Annotated in this window: 20 protein-coding genes; all 20 read left to right on the top strand. The window is 39.0% G+C overall.

Going from position 1 to position 24,800, the window contains the following annotated elements:
- Positions 1–102 precede the first annotated feature (102 nt).
- The 20 genes from BPR_RS13005 to BPR_RS12910 all read left to right on the top strand — a co-directional run bounded on the left by BPR_RS13005 (position 103) and on the right by BPR_RS12910 (position 24,796).
- Complete coding sequence (locus tag BPR_RS13005) at positions 103–1,200, top strand: glycosyltransferase family 52 (protein ID WP_143754359.1); 1,098 nt, start codon at positions 103–105, stop codon at positions 1,198–1,200.
- A gap of 82 nt (positions 1,201–1,282) precedes the next feature.
- Positions 1,283–1,759, top strand: a complete 477-nt coding sequence (locus BPR_RS13000) for a GNAT family N-acetyltransferase (protein ID WP_013281946.1) — start codon at positions 1,283–1,285, stop codon at positions 1,757–1,759.
- A 3-nt stretch (positions 1,760–1,762) separates the two neighbouring features.
- The gene (pseI, locus tag BPR_RS12995) at positions 1,763–2,818 is read left to right on the top strand and encodes a pseudaminic acid synthase (RefSeq protein ID WP_013281945.1); all 1,056 of its coding nucleotides are present in this window, start codon (positions 1,763–1,765) and stop codon (positions 2,816–2,818) included.
- Between the two features lie 8 nt (positions 2,819–2,826).
- Entirely contained in the window at positions 2,827–3,927 is a 1,101-nt protein-coding gene (gene pseG, locus BPR_RS12990; protein ID WP_013281944.1) for a UDP-2,4-diacetamido-2,4,6-trideoxy-beta-L-altropyranose hydrolase, read from the top strand.
- Positions 3,924–4,955 (top strand): glycosyltransferase family 2 protein, encoded by a 1,032-nt coding sequence (locus BPR_RS12985; RefSeq protein WP_013281943.1) that lies wholly within the window; start codon positions 3,924–3,926, stop codon positions 4,953–4,955. The genes pseG and BPR_RS12985 overlap by 4 nt, the downstream gene beginning before the upstream one ends.
- Positions 4,956–5,642, top strand: a complete 687-nt coding sequence (gene pseF, locus BPR_RS12980) for a pseudaminic acid cytidylyltransferase (RefSeq protein ID WP_013281942.1) — start codon at positions 4,956–4,958, stop codon at positions 5,640–5,642.
- A 30-nt stretch (positions 5,643–5,672) separates the two neighbouring features.
- Positions 5,673–6,764, top strand: a complete 1,092-nt coding sequence (locus BPR_RS12975; protein WP_013281941.1) for a PseG/SpsG family protein — start codon at positions 5,673–5,675, stop codon at positions 6,762–6,764.
- 33 nt (positions 6,765–6,797) lie between these two features.
- Entirely contained in the window at positions 6,798–8,549 is a 1,752-nt protein-coding gene (locus BPR_RS12970; RefSeq protein ID WP_013281940.1) for an ABC transporter ATP-binding protein, read from the top strand.
- Positions 8,550–8,566: 17 nt separating this feature from the next.
- Complete coding sequence (locus BPR_RS12965) at positions 8,567–9,700, top strand: acyltransferase (RefSeq protein ID WP_013281939.1); 1,134 nt, start codon at positions 8,567–8,569, stop codon at positions 9,698–9,700.
- The gene (locus BPR_RS12960) at positions 9,694–11,454 is read left to right on the top strand and encodes a hypothetical protein (RefSeq protein WP_013281938.1); all 1,761 of its coding nucleotides are present in this window, start codon (positions 9,694–9,696) and stop codon (positions 11,452–11,454) included. The genes BPR_RS12965 and BPR_RS12960 overlap by 7 nt, the downstream gene beginning before the upstream one ends.
- 8 nt (positions 11,455–11,462) lie before the next feature.
- Entirely contained in the window at positions 11,463–11,954 is a 492-nt protein-coding gene (locus tag BPR_RS12955; RefSeq protein WP_013281937.1) for a GtrA family protein, read from the top strand.
- 3 nt (positions 11,955–11,957) lie between these two features.
- On the top strand, positions 11,958–13,094 hold the full coding sequence (rffA, locus tag BPR_RS12950; RefSeq protein WP_013281936.1) for a dTDP-4-amino-4,6-dideoxygalactose transaminase: 1,137 nt from the start codon (positions 11,958–11,960) through the stop codon (positions 13,092–13,094).
- Between the two features lie 60 nt (positions 13,095–13,154).
- A complete protein-coding gene (locus BPR_RS12945) occupies positions 13,155–14,978 on the top strand; it encodes a hypothetical protein (protein ID WP_042257081.1) in 1,824 nt (607 codons plus the stop codon).
- Positions 14,975–15,502, top strand: a complete 528-nt coding sequence (locus BPR_RS20000) for a GNAT family N-acetyltransferase (protein WP_013281934.1) — start codon at positions 14,975–14,977, stop codon at positions 15,500–15,502. Before BPR_RS12945 ends, BPR_RS20000 begins: the two co-directional genes overlap by 4 nt.
- Positions 15,503–15,539: 37 nt before the next feature.
- The gene (locus BPR_RS12935) at positions 15,540–16,487 is read left to right on the top strand and encodes a glycosyltransferase family 2 protein (protein WP_013281933.1); all 948 of its coding nucleotides are present in this window, start codon (positions 15,540–15,542) and stop codon (positions 16,485–16,487) included.
- Entirely contained in the window at positions 16,474–18,168 is a 1,695-nt protein-coding gene (locus tag BPR_RS12930; protein ID WP_042257079.1) for a DUF6020 family protein, read from the top strand. The genes BPR_RS12935 and BPR_RS12930 overlap by 14 nt, the downstream gene beginning before the upstream one ends.
- Positions 18,169–18,210: 42 nt before the next feature.
- Entirely contained in the window at positions 18,211–20,835 is a 2,625-nt protein-coding gene (locus BPR_RS12925; RefSeq protein WP_013281931.1) for a hypothetical protein, read from the top strand.
- Positions 20,828–22,774, top strand: a complete 1,947-nt coding sequence (locus BPR_RS12920) for a polysaccharide biosynthesis protein (protein ID WP_013281930.1) — start codon at positions 20,828–20,830, stop codon at positions 22,772–22,774. Before BPR_RS12925 ends, BPR_RS12920 begins: the two co-directional genes overlap by 8 nt.
- A gap of 24 nt (positions 22,775–22,798) precedes the next feature.
- Positions 22,799–24,070: a DegT/DnrJ/EryC1/StrS family aminotransferase gene (locus tag BPR_RS12915; protein WP_013281929.1), complete on the top strand. Its 1,272-nt coding sequence runs from the start codon at positions 22,799–22,801 to the stop codon at positions 24,068–24,070.
- 111 nt (positions 24,071–24,181) lie between these two features.
- Entirely contained in the window at positions 24,182–24,796 is a 615-nt protein-coding gene (locus BPR_RS12910; protein ID WP_013281928.1) for a sugar transferase, read from the top strand.
- The last annotated feature ends 4 nt before the right edge of the window (positions 24,797–24,800 follow it).

Here is a 24,800-nt window from a genome sequence, read left to right as displayed (position 1 = left end):
TCCTTTGTTTAGGCATAAATTTAAATCGATTTAGTATACTACTAAATAATAAGGTAAGGCAAGTGGATGACAAGGATACCTTTTGATTATATACTAAAGGGCATGAAAAGGGATAAAACTAACAGGCGAGTATATATTTGCCACACTTATTATCATGTTTATATTGCAGTTGTAAAAGAGCTTGTAGGGAGACGGGAACGAAGTGGTAGTGCTGACATAATTCTCAGCACCATGTCAAATGACTTTGAGAGCCTTGAAGACAGACTTAAGAAGTCAGGAGTCTTCGAAAATATTTACACTTATGACGAGCAGGAAGATGTTACCTCAGAGAAAGTGATGAAGTATCACAGGGACAGAGGAAATATCATCCTTAATTTGATGCAGAGAATTACATATACAAAACTCCTTGGTAAGCTTCAGGAGGATTACATACCAACAGATATTTCTAAATATGGTGATGTGTATGTCTTCTGCGATTCAGATCCAATCGGATATTACCTCAATTATAAAAAGATTCATTATCATGCCGTTGAGGATGGACTTAACTCGGGACTTCTTGACGATCAGGCAAGAAATGCCAACAAGGGAGCCTGGCCGCTTAAAAAAGCTATGGCCAAACTTGGACTTATTTTTATCGAGAGCGGTTATAGCAGGTATTGTCTTGATTATGAGGTAAATGATATAAAAGCCAATCATAGTCTTCCGCCAAATGTTGTGGAGATTCCAAGAGAGGAACTTGATAAGAAACTTTCAGTAGAAGATCACAGGATTCTGGTTGAAATATTCCTCACTGATCCGGACAGACTTGTTGGACAACTGCTTAATAAAAGTGCATCTGATGCAAACAAACCAAATGTTATGATATTGACTGAACCTTTATGTGAGCTTGATGTCAGAAAGAGAATGTTTGCTGATATTGTGGATGAGTACAAGGATGATTACAGAGTCATAATCAAACCTCATCCCAGAGACCTTCTGGATTATGAAAAAGAGTTTCCGGGGGTAGTTGTTGTTAAGGACAGATTCCCCATGGAGGTCCTGGGAGACATTACAGGATTTAAGGTTGATAAGCTTGTTTCTGTGATAACGCAGATTGACAATGTGTATTTTGCCAAAGAAATAGTTTATTTGGGACTCGATTTCCTTGATAAGTATGAAGACCCAAGCATACATAGGAAAACAGAGATGCTTGATAAATGATAGTAAGTGGCGCGGCAAACAGATAATTCAGTCCCGGTATGGCAAAACAGAATAATCGGACAGAATTCGGAAGGTGAGATATATGCAGCTTAGGCGTGCAACTATGGATGATGCACTAGATGTTTTATCCTGGCGTAATGATGAGACTACACGTATGAATTCATTTACACAGGATGAAATATCCAAGGAAAGTCATCTCAAATGGTTTAAGAAAAAACTTGATGATGATAATTGCCTTATGTATATCCTTGAAGATAAAAATGTGAAGGCTGGCAGCATCAGAGTTGATATCACTGATGATGTCGGAGAGATCAGCTACATGATAGCTCCGGGCGAGAGAGGAAAGGGCCTTGGAAAGGGTATAATAGAACTGCTTGAAACTATGCCTGAAATTGTCGGTAATGATAATAGAAAACAGATTAGATGTCTTGTCGGGTTTGTTAATAAGGACAACATAGCTTCGGCCAAATGCTTTAAGAGTAATAAGTATACAGAGCTGAATGCTGGTGATATCAAGTGTTATATTAAAATAATGACTGATATAGATTCTATGGAGTGAGTAATGTTTAACGATAGTATTAAGATTGGAAACAAACAAGTAGGCAAAGATAATAAGGTAATGATAGTTGCCGAATTGTCAGGCAATCATAACGGCGATTATAACAGAGCTGTTGAGATCATTCATGCTGCGGCTGAGGCAGGAGCCGATGCTGTTAAGTTACAGACGTATACAGCTGATACAATAACAATAGATTGTAATAAGCCATGGTTCATGACTTCTGAGGGAAGTCTTTGGGAAGGACGAACACTTCATGACCTGTATAAAGAGGCATATACGCCATGGGAGTGGCATGCTGGACTTATGGAGGAGGCTCATAAGCTTGGACTTGAGTGCTTTTCATCTCCATTTGACTTTACAGCTGTAGATTATCTTGAGAACCTGAATGTTCCTGCGTATAAGATAGCAAGCTTTGAAATAAATGACATACCTCTTATCAGGAAGGTGGCAAGGCTTCATAAACCAATAATTTTTGCCACCGGTATAGCTTATGAAGAAGATATAAGGCTTGCACTTGACACTTGCATTGAAGAGGGAAATAAGGACATTATTCTTCTTAAATGTGTGAGTGCTTATCCTACGCCATATGACATGGTCAATTTGAGAATGATGGAAGATCTGGCAGAAAAATATGGTTGCATCGTAGGATTATCTGATCATACACCGGGAAGTGTTGTGGCTACAGGCAGCGTAGTTCTTGGTGGCAAGATGATAGAAAAACACCTTACTCTCAATAGGTCTGCTGGCGGTGTTGACGATGCTTTTTCAATGGAACCCGCTGAATTTGCAGAGATGGTCAAAAATGTAAGGATAATGGAGATGGCTCTTGGCCAGAAAGAGTATGCCATATCTGACAAGCAGGCTTCTGAAAGAAGACTTAGCAGATCGCTTTTTGTGGTTAAGGATATCAAGGCAGGAGAAAAACTAACTCCTGAGAATGTCAGATCTATCAGGCCTGGAAATGGTATGCATACCAAACACTATGAGGAAGTCTTGGGAATGACCGCCAAAAGTGATATTGAGAAGGGAACACCACTTAGCTGGGATATTATAGAATAACACGAGATATGATTGGAATCAGAGCAGACGCTAACAGCATAATTGCCACAGGCCATGTGATGCGTTGCATCAGTATAGCAAGGGCTATTAAGTCTTTGGGCGAGGATGTCACGTTTTTTGTGGCAGATGATGAATCACTTAAGCTTCTTGGGGGCAGCATTACTGAGAATGAGTTCGAGGTTGTTGTTCTTGGAACAGATTGGCAAAATATGGACAGTGAGTCAGAGCCATTGATAAATGAGCTCGTGACCAGAAATGTAAAGACTCTTTTAGTAGATTCATATCAGGTTACGAGGACATACTTTGATAAGCTCAAAGATGTATGCAGAATAGCATATTTAGATGACCTAAGCCGTGAGGCATATCCTGTAAATGTGCTTATAAATTACAGTGGTTATTCTACCAATATGGGATATGACAAGGCATATCAGGATGTTACAGGTTATAATAATGAAAAGACATCATTATGTCTTGGACTTCAGTATGCACCGCTTAGAAAACAGTTTTATGATCCTGTTTCTGAAGCAGAGACAGATGCTGATACTATCAGTTCTTTTTCATCCCGGGACTGTAAGCATGTTTTGATATCAACAGGTGGTGCAGACATGTGCAATATGCTTGAGCTGCTCATTAACATGATAATAAAAAGCAAACTACAGAATACGGCTATCTGGCACATTGTTGTAGGGGATTATGTTGATGATCCGGATAGGATAGTTTCTCTAATAGAGGGATGTTCTAATATTGTAATTCACAGGTCAGTCAGGAACATGGCTTATCTTATGAATAGATGTGATATTGCTGTTATGGCGGCAGGAACTATGCTTACAGAATGTGCTGCCTGCGGACTTCCTACCATCTTTTACCAGGTTGCGGATAATCAGAAATACAATGTTGTATTCTGGGGTGCTTCAGAGGGAATGTTTTTTGCAGGAGACGTGTCCGAAGGTGAAGCGAATAAGATGGTTGTGCTTGATAATATACAGAGTAAGATAATGAATTATCTGAATGGTACAGAATCTCTTAAGGGTATGTCAGACAGCCTTAAGAGCATAACAGACGGGAGAGGCGCTATTCGTATAGCCAGAGCGCTGATGGGACAAGTATGAGAATAAGTATAATAGTACCTGTTTATAATATGGCAGGTGATAACAAACTTAGGTTTTGCATGGATTCTCTGACTTCGCAGCATTTGGAAGATTATGAGATAATAGCTGTAGATGATTGTTCTACTGATAATTCTCTCGAGATTCTGAGGGAATATGAGGACAAATATCCCGGATTGGTTAAAGTTATCCACAGTGAGATCAATAAGCACCAGGGAGGCGCCAAGAACCTCGGAATTCGTGAGGCATCAGGTGACTGGATTGGCTTTATTGACGCTGATGACTGGATCGATCCTGATATGTACAGGCTTATGCTGGAAAAAGCAGATACTACCGGGGCTGATATGGTTGGATGCGACCTTACACTTGTAAGTGAACATACTTATCAGGTTTCTGATAATGTTGAAAAAAACGGAAATCCATCTATGTCAGGTGTTCTGGACCATGATAAGAAAAAGCAGCTTATTCTGGACGGAGGAAGACTTGTAGTCAAGATTTATAAAAGAGCAAATGTTATTGATAACAAACTCTTTTTCCCGGAAAATATTTTTTACGAAGATAATGCCATGAGCAATTCTTTTCTGCTGACTGCCAGTCATTATGAATATATTGAAAAGCCCTGGTATTACTATTATCAGCATCAGGGATCTACTGTTCATTCTTTTTCTGAAAAGATGTGTCAGGATAGGATGGAGGCCGGAAGGATAATGCTTGGAGAAGCCAGAAGACTTGGCTTTTTCAATGAATTCAGACAGGAAATTGAGTTTATTTTTACTCAGTTGTTCTATGTTAACACTTTGTTTACTTATATGCCTTGTGTTAAACCTGCCAGAATGTCTTTTGTCAAAGAGCTTACAAAGGAGATGAAGGAAACATTTCCTGAATTTGAAAATAATAGTTATTATGTAGATAGAGTAGGCGGAGAAGAAAAAAAGCTTATAAGGCTTGCGTGCAAGTCCACAGCTTTGTTCTATGCATATTACAGACTGCTATGGGGATATAGAGGTTTGAGAAAGAGGCTTAAGAAATAAATGAAAGCACTAGCACTGATAACTGCCAGAGGAGGCAGTAAGAGAATTCCTAGAAAAAATATTAAGGATTTTAATGGAAAACCAATAATAGCCTACTCAATTGAGGCTGCACTTGGATCAGGTGTTTTTGATGAAGTGATGGTATCTACTGATGATGAAGAAATTGCAGAGATATCAAGATATTACGGAGCTCAGGTTCCGTTTCTTAGAAGCGAGAAAACTTCAAATGATTATGCCACTACATCTGATGTTATAAATGAGGTAATAAGTGAGTATGAGAAGCGCGGCAGGAGGTTCGATATTTTAACATGCATATACCCTACAGCGCCATTTATAACAGCTGATAAGCTTAAAAAGGCAGTAGAAGATCTGGAAAGATCCGATGCGGATACGCTTATACCTGTTGTGAGATTCTCATATCCACCACAAAGAGCTATGGAGATACATGATGGTAAGCTTGTTTTCAGGCAGCCTGAGAATCTCAAGGCAAGGTCACAGGATCTGACACCACATTTTCATGATGCCGGGCAGTTCTATGTAACCAGAACAGAGAGTTTTTTGAAAACAAATAATCTTTTGATGGGCAGTATAATACCTCTTGAACTTTCAGAATTGGAAGTTCAGGATATAGATAACGAAGTTGACTGGAAACTTGCTGAACTTAAATACAACCTTCTGAACAAGTAACCTGATGTATTCACGACATGAGGGAGATATATGGATAAGAAACTGATCTGGATCAAGGCTAATGGTAATAGTGAACTTGCGACTGGACATATCAGGCGCTGCATGACTATTGCCAGTGAACTGATGAGAAATGGTATGGATGTTGAGTTCATATTATCTGATGAGTATAGTGCCAATGTACTGATAAACTTATCGGATCAGGAAAATACGGCTTTTGATGCCAGAATTCTTCATACCATATATTCTGAGCCTATGGGTGACATACCTGTTTTGCAGGGAATGCTTCAGGATCAGGTGCCGGATTTCTTCCTGATGGATTCGCCTTTTATAACGCCTGAATATGTCGATGAAGTTAACAGGCTATTTGAAGAGTGCGGTCACAAGGTAGCAACAGGATATATTGACGATTTCAACAAAAATGATTATCCTGTGGATTTGATAATTAATTATGACGTTTCCGGGCCAAAAGATATATATAGTGCCAGGATAAAGCTTTTGGGCGGGCAATTTGCTCCCCTTAGATCAGAATTCGGACAGACAGAATACGTTATAAATCGGCATGCCAAAAGAGCTTTTTTGTCTGCCGGAGGAACAGATTCCCATTACGTTTTGGGGGATATTCTGGCGGAAATCTACGAAGCAGACAGTCCATGCAGAAAAGTTCTTGATAATTCAGGACTTTGCTGTGATGTAATAGTTGGGGCTTTGTTTGAGGCTGACTACAAGAGACGTTTGCAGGAGATGGCAGACAGACATAAGGCTATCACATTGCATAGCGCAGTTGGAAATGATATGGCAGCCATAATGAGTAAGTGCGATTTTGCAGTTTCTGCAGGTGGTGCTACTATGTACGAGCTGTGTGCAGTAGGCGTGCCAACAGTCATTTTTAGTTTTAATGACAAGCAGGCTGATTTTGCCAAGGGCTTTGATAAGGCTGGTGCCGGCAAATATGCAGGAGATGCCAGAGATGATCACAGGCTTGTTCAGAAAATTGTCACCTGGGGAACCGCGGCAGTAGATAATCCGGGCTTTAGATCCAGAATGAGTAAGAAAGCCAAGGAAATCATAGACGGCAAGGGCACAGAAAAAATAGCGGATGCTATATTAAATCTTTTGATGTAGCCTCCTTGAAAGGGTTTGGATTAAGAAAAATATATGCGTAGGATTTTTAAGAAGATCAATATTCTTTTAGACAGAAAACAGAAGTTGCAGATGGTGGGGATTGTTTTTCTGATGCTCATCGGAGGTATTCTGGAAGCTCTTGGAATTGCCATTTTGGCGCCTATTATGCAGATTGTGGTAGATCCGCAAAAGGTTGAGGAGAGCAAGTATCTGTCAGCCCTGTACCATGGTCTGAACCTGTCTAGTACTACTCAGCTTGCCGAAGTTATCATGGCAAGTCTTATTCTTGTTTTTATAATTAAGAATCTGGTGTTATTTCTGATAAATGTAGTGCAGCTTAGATTTACATATACAAACCAGTTTGCAACATCAAGGCGCATGATGATCAACTTTATGCTCAGACCCTATGAGTATTACCTTAATGCAGATACAAGCGTTATTCAGCGTAGTATCACCTCTGATGTCAATAACATGTACGCACTGATACTCAGCATTTTGCAGCTTACCAGTGAGATAATTGTATTCATATGTCTAGTGGCATTCCTTCTTAGAATGGATGCTTCTATGACTCTTACCATTGCACTGTTACTTGTAACCGTTCTGCTGATCATCAAATTTGTGATAAAGCCTGTCATGGTCAATGCCGGCCAGGACAATCAGGACTATTACAGCGGATTGTACAAGTGGATAAATGAGTCGGTTACCGGAATTAAAGAGATCAAAATTGCAAACAAAGAAAACTATTTCATAAATGGTTATGCAGATTGCGGAGCCGGATATGTTTATGCGGTACAGAAGTACAATCTTTATAATTCAACACCCAGACTTTTGATTGAGACGATAGCTGTAGCCGGAATGATAGGATATATGCTTCTTGTCATGATGAGAGGAACCTCACTTTCCACACTTCTTCCGCAGCTTACTGTTCTTATGGCAGCGGCTACAAGGCTTTTGCCAAGTGCCAACAGAATTAACAACTATCTTACATCTATTGCTTATTTTGAGCCCTTTATGATGAATGTAACAGATAACCTTCAGCAGGAAATCCACGATGGCTCAGTATCATATAATAGTGATGACTATAGGAAAAAGAAGGAAGTTACCAAGCTTCCTGTTAAAGAGCACATTGAGATGACTGATATTTGCTACAAGTATCCTAATACGGATTCTTACATACTCAATAAGGCTGCTATGAGCATACCTGTTGGTAAATCAGTGGGAATTGTAGGAACCTCCGGTGCTGGAAAGACTACAATAGTGGATGTTCTCCTTGGCCTCTTAAAGCCTGAGAGCGGTAAAATATATGCTGATGGCGCTGATGTAATGCAGAACTACCAGGGATGGCTCAAGAATATTGGTTACATTCCTCAGACTATATTTATGGTTGATTCAACAATACGTAAGAATGTTGCTTTTGGCTATCCGGATGATGAAATTGATGACAACAAAGTCTGGAATGCCCTAAAGGAAGCTTCACTTGATGAATTTGTCAAAAATCTTCCGGAGGGTCTCGATACACAGATTGGAGAGCGAGGAATCAGACTTTCGGGTGGACAGAGACAGAGGATCGGAATTGCCAGAGCTCTTTTTGAGGACCCTGAGGTACTGGTTCTTGATGAGGCTACATCAGCTCTTGATAATGAGACAGAAGCTGCAATCATGGATTCAATCAACAGACTTCATGGAAAGAAGACTCTTATCATTATAGCGCACAGACTTCAGACAATTGAGAAGTGCGATATGGTTTACAGAATAGAAGATGGAAAAGCGGTTCGTGACAGATAACTGCGGTTGGAGGCGTAATGTCCGGTGGGGATAAGATAAGTAAAAAGAGAAATGCAAATTTTGAATTGTTGAGAATCGTAGCAATGCTTATGATTCTGACACTTCATTATAATTCGCATGCGGATGTTTTGCTTCATTTAGGAGTTCCGGCTGGAAGAGTACAGCTTTTTGCAACTATTTTGGAAGGCTTTTGTATCACAGGTCTAAATGTTTATGTATTTCTAAGTGGTTATTTCCTGTCCAAATCCAGGATAAAGCCCAGTAAAATAATACAGCTGATATGTCAGGTTTATTTTTATACTATTTTAATATCGGTTGCTATGATGATAGTCGGCGTATATGTCGTACATACAGACGACTCTGTTTTTAAAACAGTTCAGTATCTGTTCCCTATTTCGTCAGAGCATTACTGGTTTGTTACTGCTTATATCATTATGTATGTTTTTGCTCCAATCATGAATGCAGCAGTAGATGTGCTGACCAAAAAGCAGCTCAAATATACTATCCTTGGACTTCTTATATGGTTCTGCTTTATTAAGAGCGTTGTACCTGTGATGTTTGTGACGGACCATTTTGGGTATGACTATGGATGGTTTTTGTGCTTATACCTTATAGCTGCTTATGTTAGAAAATATGATGTAGTGCTATTCTATAATGCAAAAAGAAGTGCGTTGGTATTTGTATTTTCCTGTCTTATGATTGGAATTATGAGTGTTGTAATCTATTACTATAATCTGAGATTCGGCGGCCTCAATTACTACGCTGAAGTGCCGATACATCTTAACTTTGTCTTTACTCTCACAGGTTCTTTGGGACTTTTCTCATTATTTAGGTTCTACAAGATGAGAGAAGGATGGTTTGCAGATGTAGTTCGATTTATTGCTCCGCTTACTTTTGGAGTTTATCTACTGCACATGCACATTGAGATAAAGGACAGATGGGTGATTTGGCTTACACATCTTCTGGGAGAGGTACCGACAGAGAGTATTATTTTGTATTTGTGGCATCTTATAAGGTCAGTTCTTATTGTGTTTGCTGCAGGAGTTTTTGTAGATTGGATCAGGAAGATGATCTTTGATTATGTTGGGCGTGTATTACATGATACCTGGCTTTTTAGAAAACTCAGAAAATGGGATGATGATTTATGCTAAAAAATATCAGAAGCTATTTTTGGAGATTTAAAAAATATCAGTCACCTCTGGAAAAATATATTTTTCCACTGGTTTTGTTATTATATCCGCTTATAGGGGTGAATGCTGGCCTTGATATTACAGATACAATGTATAACATGGCCAATTACCAGTATATAGACCACATTTATCCAATGTGGTTTTTTTCTACTTTTCTAAGTAACGTAGCAGGAAGCATTATAATGCATTTACCCTTTGCCGGGACTATGCTTGGCTTTGGTGTTTATACTACTCTGATAATAAGTGCTATAGCTCTTATAGTATATTATGCTCTTTTGGAATACATGCCTGGATGGATGATATTTATTGGATTGTTTATGGCTGAGAGCCTTTCCTGGTGCCCGAGAGTAATAATGTACAATTATCTTACATATTTGTTTTTTACTCTTGGAACCTTGTTTTTGATAAAGGGGATGTTTGCCTGGAATAAACAGGGAAAAAAACTGTTTATAGCAGGAGTTTTCCTGGGACTTAATGTGATGGTAAGATTCCCAAACATTGTTGAAACCGGGATGATACTTGTTCTCTGGTTTTATTGTGCGATTACCAGAGAAGAATTTATTAATGCTATCAGGAAAACAGGAGTATGTATTCTTGGCTTTTTAGTAGGAGCAGGAGTTCCATATATGATGATCAGTGTTGTTTATGGACCTGCTGCATACTTTGAAATGATTGCAAATCTTTTTGGAATGACCGAGAATGCTGCAGATTATTCATCAGGCGGAATGATTTCCCTGATCATTTCGGGCTATACCGGATCTGCTATAGCTATGCTTATAATGATTCCTTGTTTAATGGCAGGATTTATTATGTTTTTGCTATGGGAGGACAGATACGTATGGGTAAAAAAAGTTCTGTTTTCTGCAGGCCTCCTTATCCTTGTCAGATATTATTTCGCAAAAGGTGTTTTTACGAGAAATTATTTCTACTATGACAGTGTATTTAAAGCGGCAATGATGTTTGTAATAATAGCGATAATACTTGCTATTATCGGAACTATAGGGTTTCTGAATGGGAGCAGACAGGAACAGACATTAGCATTTACTGTTTTGATGATAGTTTTATTAACTCCACTTGGAAGTAACAATTATACGTATCCGGTAATTAATAATCTGTACATTGTAGCTCCGATTTCTTTGTGGCTTTTTAGAAGGCTTATGCAAAGACTGGGCGAAAGAGAATATAATTTTGCCTGGCAGAGTATGATAACAATGGTTATTGTAACTGTTTTGGCTCAAGGTCTTTTATTTCACAGCACTTTTGCCTTTGGGGATGGAACAGACGGTCGTAAGAGAGATACTGTATCATCTACTATATACAAGGCACAGGGCATGGTGTCGACAGGCTATAATATAGAATCTCTTGAAAAACTAGCAGCAGCCCTTGGAGAGATGAGTTTAATTAACAACCGCGTGGTATTATTTGGCGGTGTTCCCGGACTTGCGTATCTTTTTGATCTTGAGCCGGCAATTGGAACCGTATGGCCTGATCTTGACAGCTATGGGACAGATAATTTTGAAAAAGAGCTACTCGAATTATCAGTATCAGATGATCCTGAGCCAACGGTTATAATTGGCAAGAATATGCAGGAATATGCCAATATCAGTACGAAATATGATATTTTATTGGACTATATGAATGAACATGGTTATAATAAGGTGTTTGAGAGCGAAAGGTTTATGGTTTTCGCTACTGGTATTGAAAGTGAGGACTGATTGCAGTTATGAGAGAAAAGAAAGATATTTTTGACAAAATCATGTCTTTGCCCATTCTGAATATATTTGAACCTTTTTACAAGAAGCATAAAGAAGGTTTGCTGTACCTCTTTTTTGGAGGACTTACTTTCTTTTTGAGCATTTTTCTTTTTTGGTTCATGGATAGTGTGATGCACATTAATGAGGTGGTCAATAACTCTATCGACTGGGTGATATGTGTAGCATTCCAGTTTTTTACCAACAGGACATGGGTATTTGATGGAAAGGTAGAAACCAAAAAAGATTTTCTGAAACAGGCTGGATCTTTTACATTAGGAAGACTTTTTACACTTGTAGTTGAAGATCTTTTGATACTGATCTTTATTACATGGCTTGGACTTCCGAAGATGCCTGTAAAACTTGGCGCTACATTTGTTGTAATAGCACTTAACTATATTATCAGTAAACTGATTGTCTTTAAGAAACCGGGCCAGTCAGAGAATCTGGCTTCAGAGGAGTAATTTATGCGTATCAATTTTAATGTACCTCCATTTACTGGAAAAGAATTTGAGTATATCAAGGAATGCGTTGAGAATCAGAAAATATGTGGTGATGGTCCATATACTGCCAAGGCAAATGAATGGATTGAGAAGAAGACAGGAGTAACTAAGGCACTTCTTACAACATCCTGCACACATGCTACAGAGATGTCAGCTATCCTTGCTGGGATCAAGGAAGGAGATGAAGTTATCCTTCCATCCTATACCTTTGTTTCTACAGCAAACGCTTTTGTCCTTAGGGGAGCCAAGGTAGTTTTCGTAGACATCAGACCTGATACAATGAATATAGATGAGAATCTTATTGAGCAGGCTATTACTCCCAAAACTAAGGCAATTGTTCCTGTTCACTATGCTGGTGTTGCCTGCGAGATGGACACTATCATGGATATTGCCAAGAGGCATAACCTGATAGTTATCGAAGATGCTGCTCAGGGCGTTATGTCCACATACAAAGGAAGAGCTCTCGGCTCAATAGGTGACTTTGGTAACTTTAGCTTCCATGAGACCAAGAACTACAGTATGGGAGAAGGCGGAGCACTTCTTTTAAGAGATGAGAAGTATGTTGACGACGCTATCATTATCAGAGAAAAGGGAACTAACCGTACTCTTTATAAACTTGGCAAAGTTGATAAATACAGCTGGATAGAGCCAGGATCTTCTTACCTTCCAAGTGAAATGAATGCTGCTTATCTGTATGCACAGCTTGAGAAGGCCGATGAGATCAATGACGCCAGAATGGACCATTGGAACAGATATTACAATGCTCTTAGACCACTGGAGGAAAAGGGCCTTATCGAACTTCCGGTTGTTCCGAAGGAATGCGTACATAATGCGCATATGTTCTACATTAAATGTAAGGATCTTGAAGAGAGAAGCGGACTTATTAAGTATCTTACCAGCAACGACATACTTCCTGCTTCTCATTACGTACCTCTTCATTCTTCCAAGGCAGGACTTATCTATGGTGAATTCAGAGGAGAAGATAAGTACACAACAAGAGAGAGTGAGAGGCTGTTAAGACTCCCAATGTACTACAAACTTACAAATGAAGATCTTGATGAAGTAGTTATGAGAGTCAAGGAGTACTACAAGTTCAGCTAATTACGTAGCCTGATCAAAAAAATAAGAGTTGGGGTGATCATGAGAAAGTCACGGAAGTTTATGAGCTTAATAGTATCCGCTGTGGCAGTACTGGCTGTAATGGTAGTGACACTTATATTTGGTGACTATTTTTTCGATCTCAACGATGATGTACTGATGAAAGATATTCTTTCGGGTGCCTATACAGGCGTGCCTGAGGGACACAATATACAGATGCTGTATCCAATTGGTTTATTTATCTCTGTTTTATATAGAACAGGGATAAATCTTGACTGGTACGGCATCTTTTTATGTGCACTCCAATACTTATGCCTGTTCATTATTGTGATGAAAATAGAAGATTGGGCACACGATAATGTATCGAGATTTTTCTATGCAGTAGCTTCTTTTGCTGTTATTTTGGGCTTTTTCTGGCCGCATCTTTTGTATGTGCAATACACGGTAGTTTGTGGGTTATTATCTGCTACTGCTGCATTTTTGATACTCATGTCGGACGAGAATGACAGAAAGAGCCGCATTACCTCTGTGATATTTATAATACTTGCTTACTTAATAAGGTCAGAGATGCTTCTTTTAACACTTCCTATGGTAGGAGTTGCAATTCTGATCAAGTGGGCAATGCTAGAATCTTATAACAGGAAATGCATGGCTGCATCCGGTAACGGTGCTAAGAAAAAGCTGCTAAGTAAATACACCTTGCTATGCCTGATTATCCTTCTTGGGCTTTTTGTAAGCAGTGGAATTCATAAAATTGCATATTCAAGATCGGACTGGAAGGAATTTAACAGGTTTTTTGATAACAGAACTGAGCTGTATGATTTCCAGTACATTCCGGATTATGCAGAAAACAAAGCCTTTTACGACAGTATAGGCCTTTCTGAGAGTGAACAGAAGCTACTTGTTAACTATAATTTTGCACTTGATGATGAGATAAATGCTGATATTCTGGGAAAAATTGCAGATTATGCAGCCAGAACAAGGGGCGAGCAGGCATCGTTTTCTCAAAGATTTAAACAGGCATTTTCCCTGTATGTCTACAGACTTCATCATGTGTCAGAACCTGTTTCATATGAGTATCCGATGACTGATTATCCATGGAATGTCGGAGTTTTATTGTTGTATCTGTTTTTGCTTATTAATATTCTGCACGGAAGCATAAAAGGGAATAGGCATAAGCTGTTATGTGTAGGTCTTACAATAATTCTTTTTGCATGCAGATCCGTGCTGTGGCTGTATATAATCCTAAGAGGAAGAGATCCTATACGTATCACACATCCACTTTATATTATAGAAATCCTTATTCTTATAGGAATGATGTTTTTGGTATCCATATTTGTTGATGATACATCCAAATATCAGAGTATCAGAAAGAGTATTGTGTGGACCCTTGTACTTATTATGGGTATAGTAGGTACGCTTAGTATATACATGCAGGAAAAGATAATAAATAATGAAAATAACGACAGACAGGTCATGCTTAATAAATACCATGCGTTATATGATTATTTTGACGAGAACCCAGATAACTACTATCTTGTAGATGTGTATACCAGTGTTTCACTAGGAGAAACAGTTCAAAAGGCAGCGACTTTTTCAGAGAAAATGTTTGACAGAGTCGATAACAGCTTTGATAATCATGACCTTTTGGGAGGATGGGCATCTAAGAGCCCTATTTATAATAAAAAGCTTGAAAGGGCAGGCTTTGATAATGCTCAGGAGGCACTACTATCCGATAATACGTATTTTGTACAGAATAAGGCCTTTGATATTGAATGGTTATCTGACTATTATCAGGAAAAAGGCATAAACATCAGAATGCATGTAGTGGATGAAATTGCGGATGCCTTTACTATTTATAAATTGGAAAGAGATATATTGGAATGAGTGAAATAGAGATACTAAAAACAGGTAAACTTTTGAGCCTTAGAATGATAACAAGAGAGGACACTGATCTTGTTGTTAAGTGGCGTAATAATCCAAGAGTCAGGGACAATTTTGTATACAGGGAAGTATTTACCAGAGAGATTCATGAAAACTGGCTTGAGAAATCTGTATTTACAGGTGATGTGGTTCAGATGATCATCATGGAAAAAAATAATCTTAGACCTGTCGGAAGTGTTTACTTAAGATACACAAATGAGGATAAAACTGAGGCAGAATATGGTATTTTTATCGGAGAGGACGATGCTATTGGAAAGGGCTATGGAAATGAAACAGCCTGTTTGACTACTGAGTATGCAAGAGATGAGCTTGGAATTAAGAGACTGATCCTTAGGGCTTTTTGCTATAATACTGCTGCTATCAAGAGTTATACGAAAGCAGGTTTTGTTAAATATCAGGATTTGCCGGGGGTTTTGTGTAGTGATGGTCAAAAAAGTGATATGATACTCATGGAGAATAATTTGTAAATCAGGAAATACATTTAATTTGAAAGGTGATATTCCGATGGCGGAAAAAGTAATAAGCTTTGTTATTCCCTGCTACAGGTCAGAGAAAACGCTTGGCTCAGTAATAGATGAAATAGACAGAACCATGGCTACAAGAGATGATTATAGCCATAATATTATCCTGGTTAATGACGGATCCCCTGATAATACCTGGGAGGCCATTTGCCAGGAGGTTAAAAAAGCATCTGACGGACATATTCTTGGAATCAATTTTGCCAAGAACTTTGGACAGCATGCGGCGCTTATGGCTGGACTTGGAAGGGCAAATGGGGACTACGTTGTCTGTCTTGATGATGATGGCCAGACACCTGCTGACGAGGTATTCAAACTCATAGATGCACTTGAAAATGGTGCTGATGTAGCTTATGCAAGATATGAACACAAGCAGCATAACGTTTTCAGAAATTTTGGAACCTTCATGAATGAATCAATGGCAACTATAATGCTTGGTAAGCCCAAGGATTTGTATGTATCAAGCTATTTTGCGGCCAGAAGGTTTATTGTAGATGAGATGGTCAAATATGAGAGCTCATATCCTTACGTAATTGGTCTTGTTCTTAGGACAACCAAAAATATAGTGAACGTGGACGTTCATCACAGAAAACGTGAGGTGGGTCAGAGCGGATATACTTTTTCAAAGCTTCTTGGCCTGTGGATAAACGGCTTTACTGCCTTTAGTATCAAACCTCTTAGAATAGCTACTTTTACAGGATGTTCATTTGCTGCACTTGGCTTCATTTATGGTATTTATACAATTATCAAGAAATTTGTAAGACCGGATGTTCCTGTTGGATTTTCGGCACTTATGAGCGCAGTCATTTTTATTGGGGGAATGCTTATGCTCATGCTGGGAATGATCGGAGAATATCTGGGAAGAGTTTATATTTCTCAGAACAAGAATCCACAATATGTTATTCGTGAGACAACGGAAGATGGAAAAAAGTAATTTGGGGAATCAGGATACAATAAGAGCTAACAGATCAGCCTGGCTTTTGTCAGGCTTATTTGGCGTTTTATCAGCATCTTTTATAGTCTGGGGATATCAGCTTGAAAAAAACGACAGCATAAATATATCTGACCAGAATTCTTTATTAGTATTAGTACTTATGATATTGGTATTTACAATTGATACTAAACATATTTGGGATAATTATACCCAGAGCTTCCATGGCAGGAAGTTTATGGGAACTTTCAGACTTGAGAAGATATTTGGACAGAAATGGGAAGAGCCGGGAAAACATGATTTTCTAATCAGCTGGATTATTCTTATTGCTCTTAACCTGCCTGTATTATTGGGAGTTTATCCTGGATTTTTTGTATATGACGCACAGGATGAACTGATGGAAGTCATAACCAGAAGTTTTTCAACGCACCATCCTCTTGTTCACGTGCTGCTTCTAGGCGGAACTATTGCACTCGTTCATAAGTTTACCGGGTCCTGGAATCTTGGTATTGCAACATATGTCTTTATACAGATGCTCGTGATCACAGCTGTTTTTGCATATGTTATTTCTTTTATGAGAAAGAGATTCATAGGAAAAAGGGGAAGAATACTGTGGATATTGTATTACGGTGTATTCCCACCAATCGTCATGTTTACACTGTGTTCGTGCAAGGACGGACTGTTTTCCGCATTTCTCATACTTCTGACAGTTCTTTTGATAGAACTTACAGAGAATCCTCAAAGTTTTATTTCAGATAAAAGAAAAATAGGTCTTTTTATATGTGTGGCAGCGCTTGTACCGTGCTTCAGACATAATGGTTTCTATGCATATCTTGTATTTATACCATTTGCACTTTTTTATTTCAGAAAGCAGCTCAAAACGGCAATTGTTCCAATGCTTCTTATTCCTGTGATACTGTATGTTATTATTTCTGCCGCATTGTCAGCTGCGCTTGGCTGCGAAGGAACTCATCATCAGGAAAAACTGACTGTGCCAATCATGCAGATGGCAAGAGTCTATACATATGATAAAGAGAGTTTGTCACAAGATGAGCTAAGTACTCTTTGCGACTATATTCCTGATACTAATCTTGACCTATATACTCCCAGAGTGGCAGATCTTGTTAAGGTAGCCTTTAATAATGAGAAATATGAGCAGGACTCAAAGAGCTTTTGGAAATTGTGGTTTTCTCTTTTGAAAAAGCACCCTATGACGTATCTTAACGGCTGGATGCTTACTTCGTATGGTTATTGGTATCCTGCAGCTGATATAAATGTCTATAAAGGGACAACTGTTTTTACTTTTACATACGATCATAGCTCATATTTTGGTTATGAAGTTGAACAGCCCGGAGAGAGGCACAGCCTGATACCGGCTATTGACAGGATATATAGATACATTTCTATAGGCACATTTCATGATGATTATCCTGTGGCGGCATTACTGCTGTCACCGGGACTAATGCTTCTCATATATTTGTTTACTTTTATGTATCGCATTTCACAAAAGAACTACAAAAGGGTAGTACCGTTTATTCCAATTGCATTAACTTTCCTTACGGTATTGTTGGGGCCAACTTATCTTCCAAGATATGTCTTATATCTTTGGACAGGGTTTCCTCTTTTGATGTCGACTGGGTCTGTGAGCGATTTGATTAAGAATAACAGGTGTGTTAATATTTAATGATGGCTTTTTGTGCCCTTTAATAATTAAGGACTTGATAAAATGAGACAAATAATCAGCAGGAAAACGGCAATTACTATAACAACAATACTACTTGCACTTGTGGCTATACTCAGTATTTTTCCACTGAGAATATGGACAAATGTCAAAGAGTATTCTGCAGGAGGAGAATATACACAAGACTCCGGTGTTATTAACTATGAATACACACTAATGCAGAAGTTTGTGACTCAATATGACAGGCTCAGCAGTGTAGACGTTTATGTATCTGAAATGATAAATGGCAGATATATAGGCGTTTCTGTGTATGATGAAAATGCAATTGAGATACTGAGAACTTTTATTGATACTGATGGACATGACCTTCCGGGGTTCATTAATGTCCCTCTTGAGCTTAATCTGGAAGTTGGAAAAGAGTATTATATAGGTCTTAAGGGCTGCAGATCCAAATACCTTGTAGGTCTTGAAGACCTTTCCGGTGAGGCAGGATATGTAGGCAGTCTTTATTATAACTGGGAAGAAATCCCCGGGCAGCACATTTATGCAAGATACAATTACAGAATGCCGGTTTCTAAGAGCGCTTCACTTAGTGCAATCCTTGTTATTGCATTAGCGTGCTTTATAATACTTGCGGTCACAGGTGCTTTTTATAAGAAATTCCCGGAGAAAAATGCTTTGTCTACAGGAGAAAGTCTTCTGAGAGTTGTAGCTAATCCAATTGCTGCTGCATTCTTTGGAGCACTTATGATAATGGTATTTCCTCTAAAGGTCTTTGATCTTAGGGTGGCAGATATAATTTTTTATGAAATTGGTCTCATTATCGCAGCCGGCATGGCATTTTACGGAATCAATCACAAGGTTGTAAGCCATAAGTTTGGTATTTCGTTTTGGAATGGAATTAATGAGAAAAACAGAATTGTGTATGCACTTCAGATGCTGATGATAGCATTGGCTATATGGCATGCAAGTGATTATATGAACGGCCTCTATGACATATTTCACACTTTGTCTGAGAGACGTATGGTCATATGCCTTTTGCTTCTGATCATACTGACGTTTTCATTTACAGATGTATTTAATATTTATAATCTTCTGTGGCTGATAGTTTCCTGTATAGGTGCGATCAGTTATTACAGAGCCAATGTACTTGGCCCCGATGAGAAAGAGTTCGATCTTCACAACATGGCACTTAAGTACCTGATCATAATCGTGATACTTGCGGGCTTTGTAGTGATCAATCTGATAAGATCTCTTGTATCAAGCATTACGCACAATATTCGAAGTAGCAAAAAAGTATTTAATACCTGCAGACGGATCAGCGTATTTGGATGCGTTCTGATACTGTTGTTTGCTATGCTTATCATATTTAGAAATACAAGGACCTGGGGAATATTCCTTACTCTTATTTATGGCGGATTGTATTTCAGACTGTATTATTGGAACGGCAAGAAGGATTGGTATAAGATTCTTTCAGGCGGGCTTATGCTGAATTTTGCGATATCTTTGGGATATTCGCTTTTGCACAGATACTTCCCCGGATATGTGAGCGGAAGATTTGGATTTATTTTCCATACAGTTACTGTAACAGCTGAGTATCTTACATTTATGGGCGCCGTTGCTACTGTAATGCTCGCCATAAAGGTTGTTGCTTTCCCAAAGGGATTACATTTTACTGAGTTGTTTAAAACTGCCTGGAAAGAGATAATTCTTTTTGGATGGATCATGGCTTACGCCATATTTACTGTGTCGAGAACAGCTTATGTAGCAATATGTGCAGTAATTCTTGCAGTTTTACTCGTTGTTGTAAGCCAGTATAAGCGGCAGTTTTTCAGGATAATCGCTGTAATGCTCGTATCTGTGATCGTATGTTTTCCTGCGGCATTTACACTTCAGAGAATCATTCCTACTGTAGTTACGCAACCGGTATTTTATGTAATAGATGATGCTGACGCCAGTATAAGAGGCGGAGCGTCATGGGATAACCCTAATTTCATGTGCGTAGAGAGATTTGTAAATCTCTTTGGACTTAAGATTTTGGGAATAGAGGCGGACGATTATTTCTATCCTGTTGACACATACAATTATGATGAAAAAGGGCAGCCGGTTCTGGACAATTACGGATATCCAATAGAAAATTCTGTTGAGGAATATTATCAGCAGGGTGCAATTTTGCTTCCACAGCCCGTTGGAGATTACCTTGTAGCAAATGGATTTACACATGCTGAGTACCTTATGCTCATGGATACACTCAATGAGTATGTAGATGTGGACAACAGACTTGATGTCATATCCAATGGTCGAATTACTATTTTTAATTCATATTTGAAAGATATGAATATGTTTGGTCATGAGGCAATGGGTGCCGAGCTTCCAAATGGTGAGATAGCTGTTCACGCACATAATACCTATATTCAGGTGGCTTATGATAATGGAATTATCACAGGCGTTGTATTTGTGCTATTGATTTTGGCAGCGCTCATATCCGGGGCTGGTATGTATAAGAAAAATAAAGAAAAGAATCCGCTCACACTGATTTCTTTTGCAATTACAATAGGTTTTGTTGTGGCTGGAATGACAGAATGGGTATTTCATTTATGCAACCCTATGACTGTTGCACTTATGCTGTCATTTGCGGGGATGATTTTTAAGGAAAAGACAAATGAGTAAGAAAAAAGAACCTTTTAATTATCAAAAGCTTTATAGAAGGACAGGGCTTATCATATATGACATAATCAGCATCATTTTAGCAAGCTATGTGGCTATTCTGATCAGATATGAATTTAATCTGGATTCAATTCCGGATCATTTCATGACTCCTGTAAATACCTTTTTGCCAATAAATATACTGCTTACATTTTGTGTGTTCTATATATTTAAGCTGTACGACAGTCTATGGGCTTATGCCGGTGAAAGGGAAATGCAGAACCTGGTAATGGCCTGCGTGATTTCAGGTGTGATAAATGCGATAGGACTCCAGTTCTTTAAATCCCAGTCACAACCTGTTCCACAGAGTTATTATTTCCTGTATACCTTTATCCTTATCTCACTTATTTTTGTCAGCAGGTTTTCTTATAGATTTCTTCGCAGTCAGAAGCACAGAGCCGAGAACAGGAATAATAGTAAAGCGGTGATGGTAATTGGTGCAGGAGAAGCAGCAAATATCATTATCAAAGATATTATTACAAGCAACTATTCTACTATGTCCATTAAATGTATTATCGACGATGATCCTAATAAATGGGGCAAGTACATTCAGGGCATCAGAGTAGTAGGCGGTCGTGACAGAATCGAGGAATGTGCAGATCTGTACGATATCGATGAGATCATTGTTGCTATTCCATCTGTATCAAGACCGGAACTTAGAAAGATTCTTGAGATATGTAAGAACACTAATTGTAAGCTCCGCTCTCTGCCTGGAATGTACCAGCTTGTAAACGGTGATGTTAATGTTTCAAGACTTAGAGATGTAGAAGTAGAAGATCTCTTGGGAAGAGATCCTATTGCTGTTGACATGGATCAGATTGCGGGCTATGTTGCAGGCAAGGTTGTTATGGTAACAGGCGGTGGCGGATCTATTGGATCCGAGCTATGCAGACAGATTGCAGGACATAAGCCTAAGAGACTTATAATTGTAGATATCTATGAGAATAATGCTTACGATATACAGCAGGAGCTTATCCGTAAGTACCCGGAAATGGATTTGGTTGTGCTAATAGCTTCTGTCAGAAATACACTTCGTATTAACAATATTTTTGAGGAGTACAAGCCTGATATTGTTTATCATGCAGCTGCTCATAAGCATGTTCCGCTCATGGAGACAAGTCCCGGAGAGGCTATTAAGAACAACGTATTTGGAACCTGGAAGACTGCCATGGCAGCAGCAATGAATGGAACCAAGAAATTCGTTCTTATCTCCACAGATAAGGCTGTTAACCCTACTAATGTAATGGGAGCCAGCAAGAGAATCTGTGAGATGATTGTTCAGACTTTTAATAAGCACTATGATACTGAGTTTGTGGCAGTAAGATTTGGTAATGTACTTGGGTCAAACGGATCGGTTATTCCTCTTTTCAAAAAGCAGATTGCCTCGGGCGGCCCGGTAACAGTAACAGATCCTGAAATCATCAGATATTTTATGACTATAACAGAAGCGGTATCTCTTGTCCTTCAGGCAGGTGCTTATGCTAAGGGCGGAGAAATATTTGTCCTGGATATGGGCGAGCCTGTCAAGATACTTGATCTTGCTGAGAACCTGATCAAACTATCAGGATACAAGGTTGGAGAAGATATTAAGATTGAGTTTACCGGCCTTCGTCCCGGTGAGAAGCTTTATGAAGAGATGCTTATGGATGAGGAAGGCCTTCAGGATACATCCAATAAGATGATCCATATTGGCAAACCTATTGATATGGATGAGATGAAGTTCTTTTCACAGCTCGAGAAACTAAATGTTGCTGCAAGAGAAGAATCTCCACATATCAGGGAGCTGGTAAAAGAGATAGTTGAAACCTATAACCCGGATGTTCACAGATATGTTATGACAAGAGACAGGAAAGAAGCACTTGAGAAAACCTCAGAACTGATAAACAGCGGAGCTATACAGTAAACAGGTGCTTTAAGGAGAAGTATTATGGAAATGAAACCTTTTGAGGAAACAGTATATCTCTCATCGCCTACAATGCATGGTGATGAAATCAAGTATATTCAGGAAGCTTATGATACTAACTGGATGTCCACTATTGGAGCCAATATCAATGAAGCAGAGAAGATGATCTGCCAGAAGGTTGGATGTGCAGATGCAGTAGCTCTTTCAGCAGGTACAGCGGCTTTACATCTTGCAATCAAACTTGCAGGAGAAAGGCTTTATGGTCAGGCAAGAGTAGGACATGGTACTTTGGAGGGACACAAGGTATTCTGCTCCGATATGACATTTGATGCTACGGTTAATCCAATTGCCTATGAGGGTGGAGAGGCTGTATTTATTGATACTGAATATGACACCTGGAATATGAATCCCAAGGCTCTTGAGAAAGCGTTTGAGATTTACCCTGAGGTCAGACTTGTAGTAATTGCTCATCTCTATGGAACTCCTGGTAAGATGGATGAAATACGTGCTATTTGTGATAAGCACAGAGCTCTTATCGTTGAGGATGCAGCAGAATCACTTGGAGCTACTTATAAAGGACAGCAGACTGGTGTTCTTGGTGATTACGGAATCATTTCTTTTAACGGAAACAAGATCATCACAGGTTCAGCAGGAGGAATGTTCCTGACAAATAACCTGGAAGATGCACATAAGGTTCGCAAGTGGTCAACACAGGCAAGAGAGGATGCGCCCTGGTATCAGCACGAAGAGCTTGGCTATAACTATCGTATGAGTAATGTTGTTGCCGGTGTGGTAAGGGGGCAGATTCCTTATCTTGAAGAGCACATTTCTCAGAAAAAAGCTATTTATGAGAGATACAAGGAAGGATTCAAGGATCTTCCCGTTACTATGAATCCGTTTGATGATAAGAACAGCGAGCCTAATTTCTGGCTTTCATGCATTCTTATTGATAAAGACGCAATGTGTAAACAGGTCCGCGGTGAAAAGGATGCTCTCTATGCATCTGAGCCTGGCAAGAGCTGCCCTACAGAGATTCTTGATGCTATCTCAAGGCTCAATGCGCAGGGAAGACCAATCTGGAAACCTATGCATATGCAGCCTGTATACAGAATGAATCCATTTATTACAGAGAGTGGAAATGGAAGAGCCAGAAGCAATGCATATATCAACGAGGGAGCTGTACCTGATGTAGGTATGGATATTTTTGAGAGAGGTCTCTGTCTTCCAAGTGATAACAAGATGACTAAAGAGCAGCAGGATGTGATCATAGAAGCTGTTAAAAGGTGCTTTGTGTAGAGCACTTGCTGAGGTTCTTTCGAAGCTAGTGCGAACCACTTCTGTGCACTTAACGAGGTAATTACGAGTTTAGTGCAGCAGAAGTTTCATTGACTACTTGCTGAGGTATATATGTACAAAAAATATATAAAAAGAATACTCGATATAGTTTTATCTCTTTTGGTGATAATTCTATTTAGCTGGCTTTATCTGATACTGGCTGTGCTTGTCAGAGTCAAACTTGGAAACCCAATAATTTTCAAGCAGCAGAGACCGGGTAAGGATGAGAAGATTTTTGGAATGTACAAATTCAGATCTATGACTGATGAGAAAGATGAGAACGGAAATCTCCTTCCTGATGAAGTCAGACTCACGAGCTTTGGCAAGAAACTGCGAGCAACAAGCCTTGATGAACTTCCGGAGTTCTTCAACATCCTTAAAGGAGATATGAGTTTTATCGGTCCAAGGCCGCTTCTTGTCAAGTATCTTCCATACTACAATGAGAGAGAAAGACTTCGTCACAGTGTCAGGCCGGGACTTACAGGTTATGCTCAGGCGCATGGCAGAAATGCTATTTCCTGGGAAAAGAAATTTGAATACGATGTTTACTATGTTGAGCATCTGACTTTTTGGATGGATATTAAAGTTATTATTGATACAGTGAAAACTGTATTATCACATGACGGGGTGGTTCTAAATGCACTTCCTGATTTTGATGATTACAGAAAAGAGCAGAATAAAGAGTAAACCT

This window comes from Butyrivibrio proteoclasticus B316, assembly GCF_000145035.1.
Classification (GTDB): domain Bacteria; phylum Bacillota; class Clostridia; order Lachnospirales; family Lachnospiraceae; genus Butyrivibrio; species Butyrivibrio proteoclasticus.
Note: the sequence above shows the minus strand (reverse complement) of the source record. Positions and strands in the feature narration are given on the sequence as shown.

Bases quoted from the DNA above. Each gene is read 5' to 3' on its own strand.
- BPR_RS13005 (WP_143754359.1), top strand. From the start codon at position 103: ATGAAAAGGGATAAAACTAACAGGCGAGTATATATTTGCCACACTTAT.
- BPR_RS13000 (WP_013281946.1), top strand. From the start codon at position 1,283: ATGCAGCTTAGGCGTGCAACTATGGATGATGCACTAGATGTTTTATCC.
- pseI (WP_013281945.1), top strand. From the start codon at position 1,763: ATGTTTAACGATAGTATTAAGATTGGAAACAAACAAGTAGGCAAAGAT.
- pseG (WP_013281944.1), top strand. From the start codon at position 2,827: ATGATTGGAATCAGAGCAGACGCTAACAGCATAATTGCCACAGGCCAT.
- BPR_RS12985 (WP_013281943.1), top strand. From the start codon at position 3,924: ATGAGAATAAGTATAATAGTACCTGTTTATAATATGGCAGGTGATAAC.
- pseF (WP_013281942.1), top strand. From the start codon at position 4,956: ATGAAAGCACTAGCACTGATAACTGCCAGAGGAGGCAGTAAGAGAATT.
- BPR_RS12975 (WP_013281941.1), top strand. From the start codon at position 5,673: ATGGATAAGAAACTGATCTGGATCAAGGCTAATGGTAATAGTGAACTT.
- BPR_RS12970 (WP_013281940.1), top strand. From the start codon at position 6,798: ATGCGTAGGATTTTTAAGAAGATCAATATTCTTTTAGACAGAAAACAG.
- BPR_RS12965 (WP_013281939.1), top strand. From the start codon at position 8,567: ATGTCCGGTGGGGATAAGATAAGTAAAAAGAGAAATGCAAATTTTGAA.
- BPR_RS12960 (WP_013281938.1), top strand. From the start codon at position 9,694: ATGCTAAAAAATATCAGAAGCTATTTTTGGAGATTTAAAAAATATCAG.
- BPR_RS12955 (WP_013281937.1), top strand. From the start codon at position 11,463: ATGAGAGAAAAGAAAGATATTTTTGACAAAATCATGTCTTTGCCCATT.
- rffA (WP_013281936.1), top strand. From the start codon at position 11,958: ATGCGTATCAATTTTAATGTACCTCCATTTACTGGAAAAGAATTTGAG.
- BPR_RS12945 (WP_042257081.1), top strand. From the start codon at position 13,155: ATGAGCTTAATAGTATCCGCTGTGGCAGTACTGGCTGTAATGGTAGTG.
- BPR_RS20000 (WP_013281934.1), top strand. From the start codon at position 14,975: ATGAGTGAAATAGAGATACTAAAAACAGGTAAACTTTTGAGCCTTAGA.
- BPR_RS12935 (WP_013281933.1), top strand. From the start codon at position 15,540: ATGGCGGAAAAAGTAATAAGCTTTGTTATTCCCTGCTACAGGTCAGAG.
- BPR_RS12930 (WP_042257079.1), top strand. From the start codon at position 16,474: ATGGAAAAAAGTAATTTGGGGAATCAGGATACAATAAGAGCTAACAGA.
- BPR_RS12925 (WP_013281931.1), top strand. From the start codon at position 18,211: ATGAGACAAATAATCAGCAGGAAAACGGCAATTACTATAACAACAATA.
- BPR_RS12920 (WP_013281930.1), top strand. From the start codon at position 20,828: ATGAGTAAGAAAAAAGAACCTTTTAATTATCAAAAGCTTTATAGAAGG.
- BPR_RS12915 (WP_013281929.1), top strand. From the start codon at position 22,799: ATGGAAATGAAACCTTTTGAGGAAACAGTATATCTCTCATCGCCTACA.
- BPR_RS12910 (WP_013281928.1), top strand. From the start codon at position 24,182: ATGTACAAAAAATATATAAAAAGAATACTCGATATAGTTTTATCTCTT.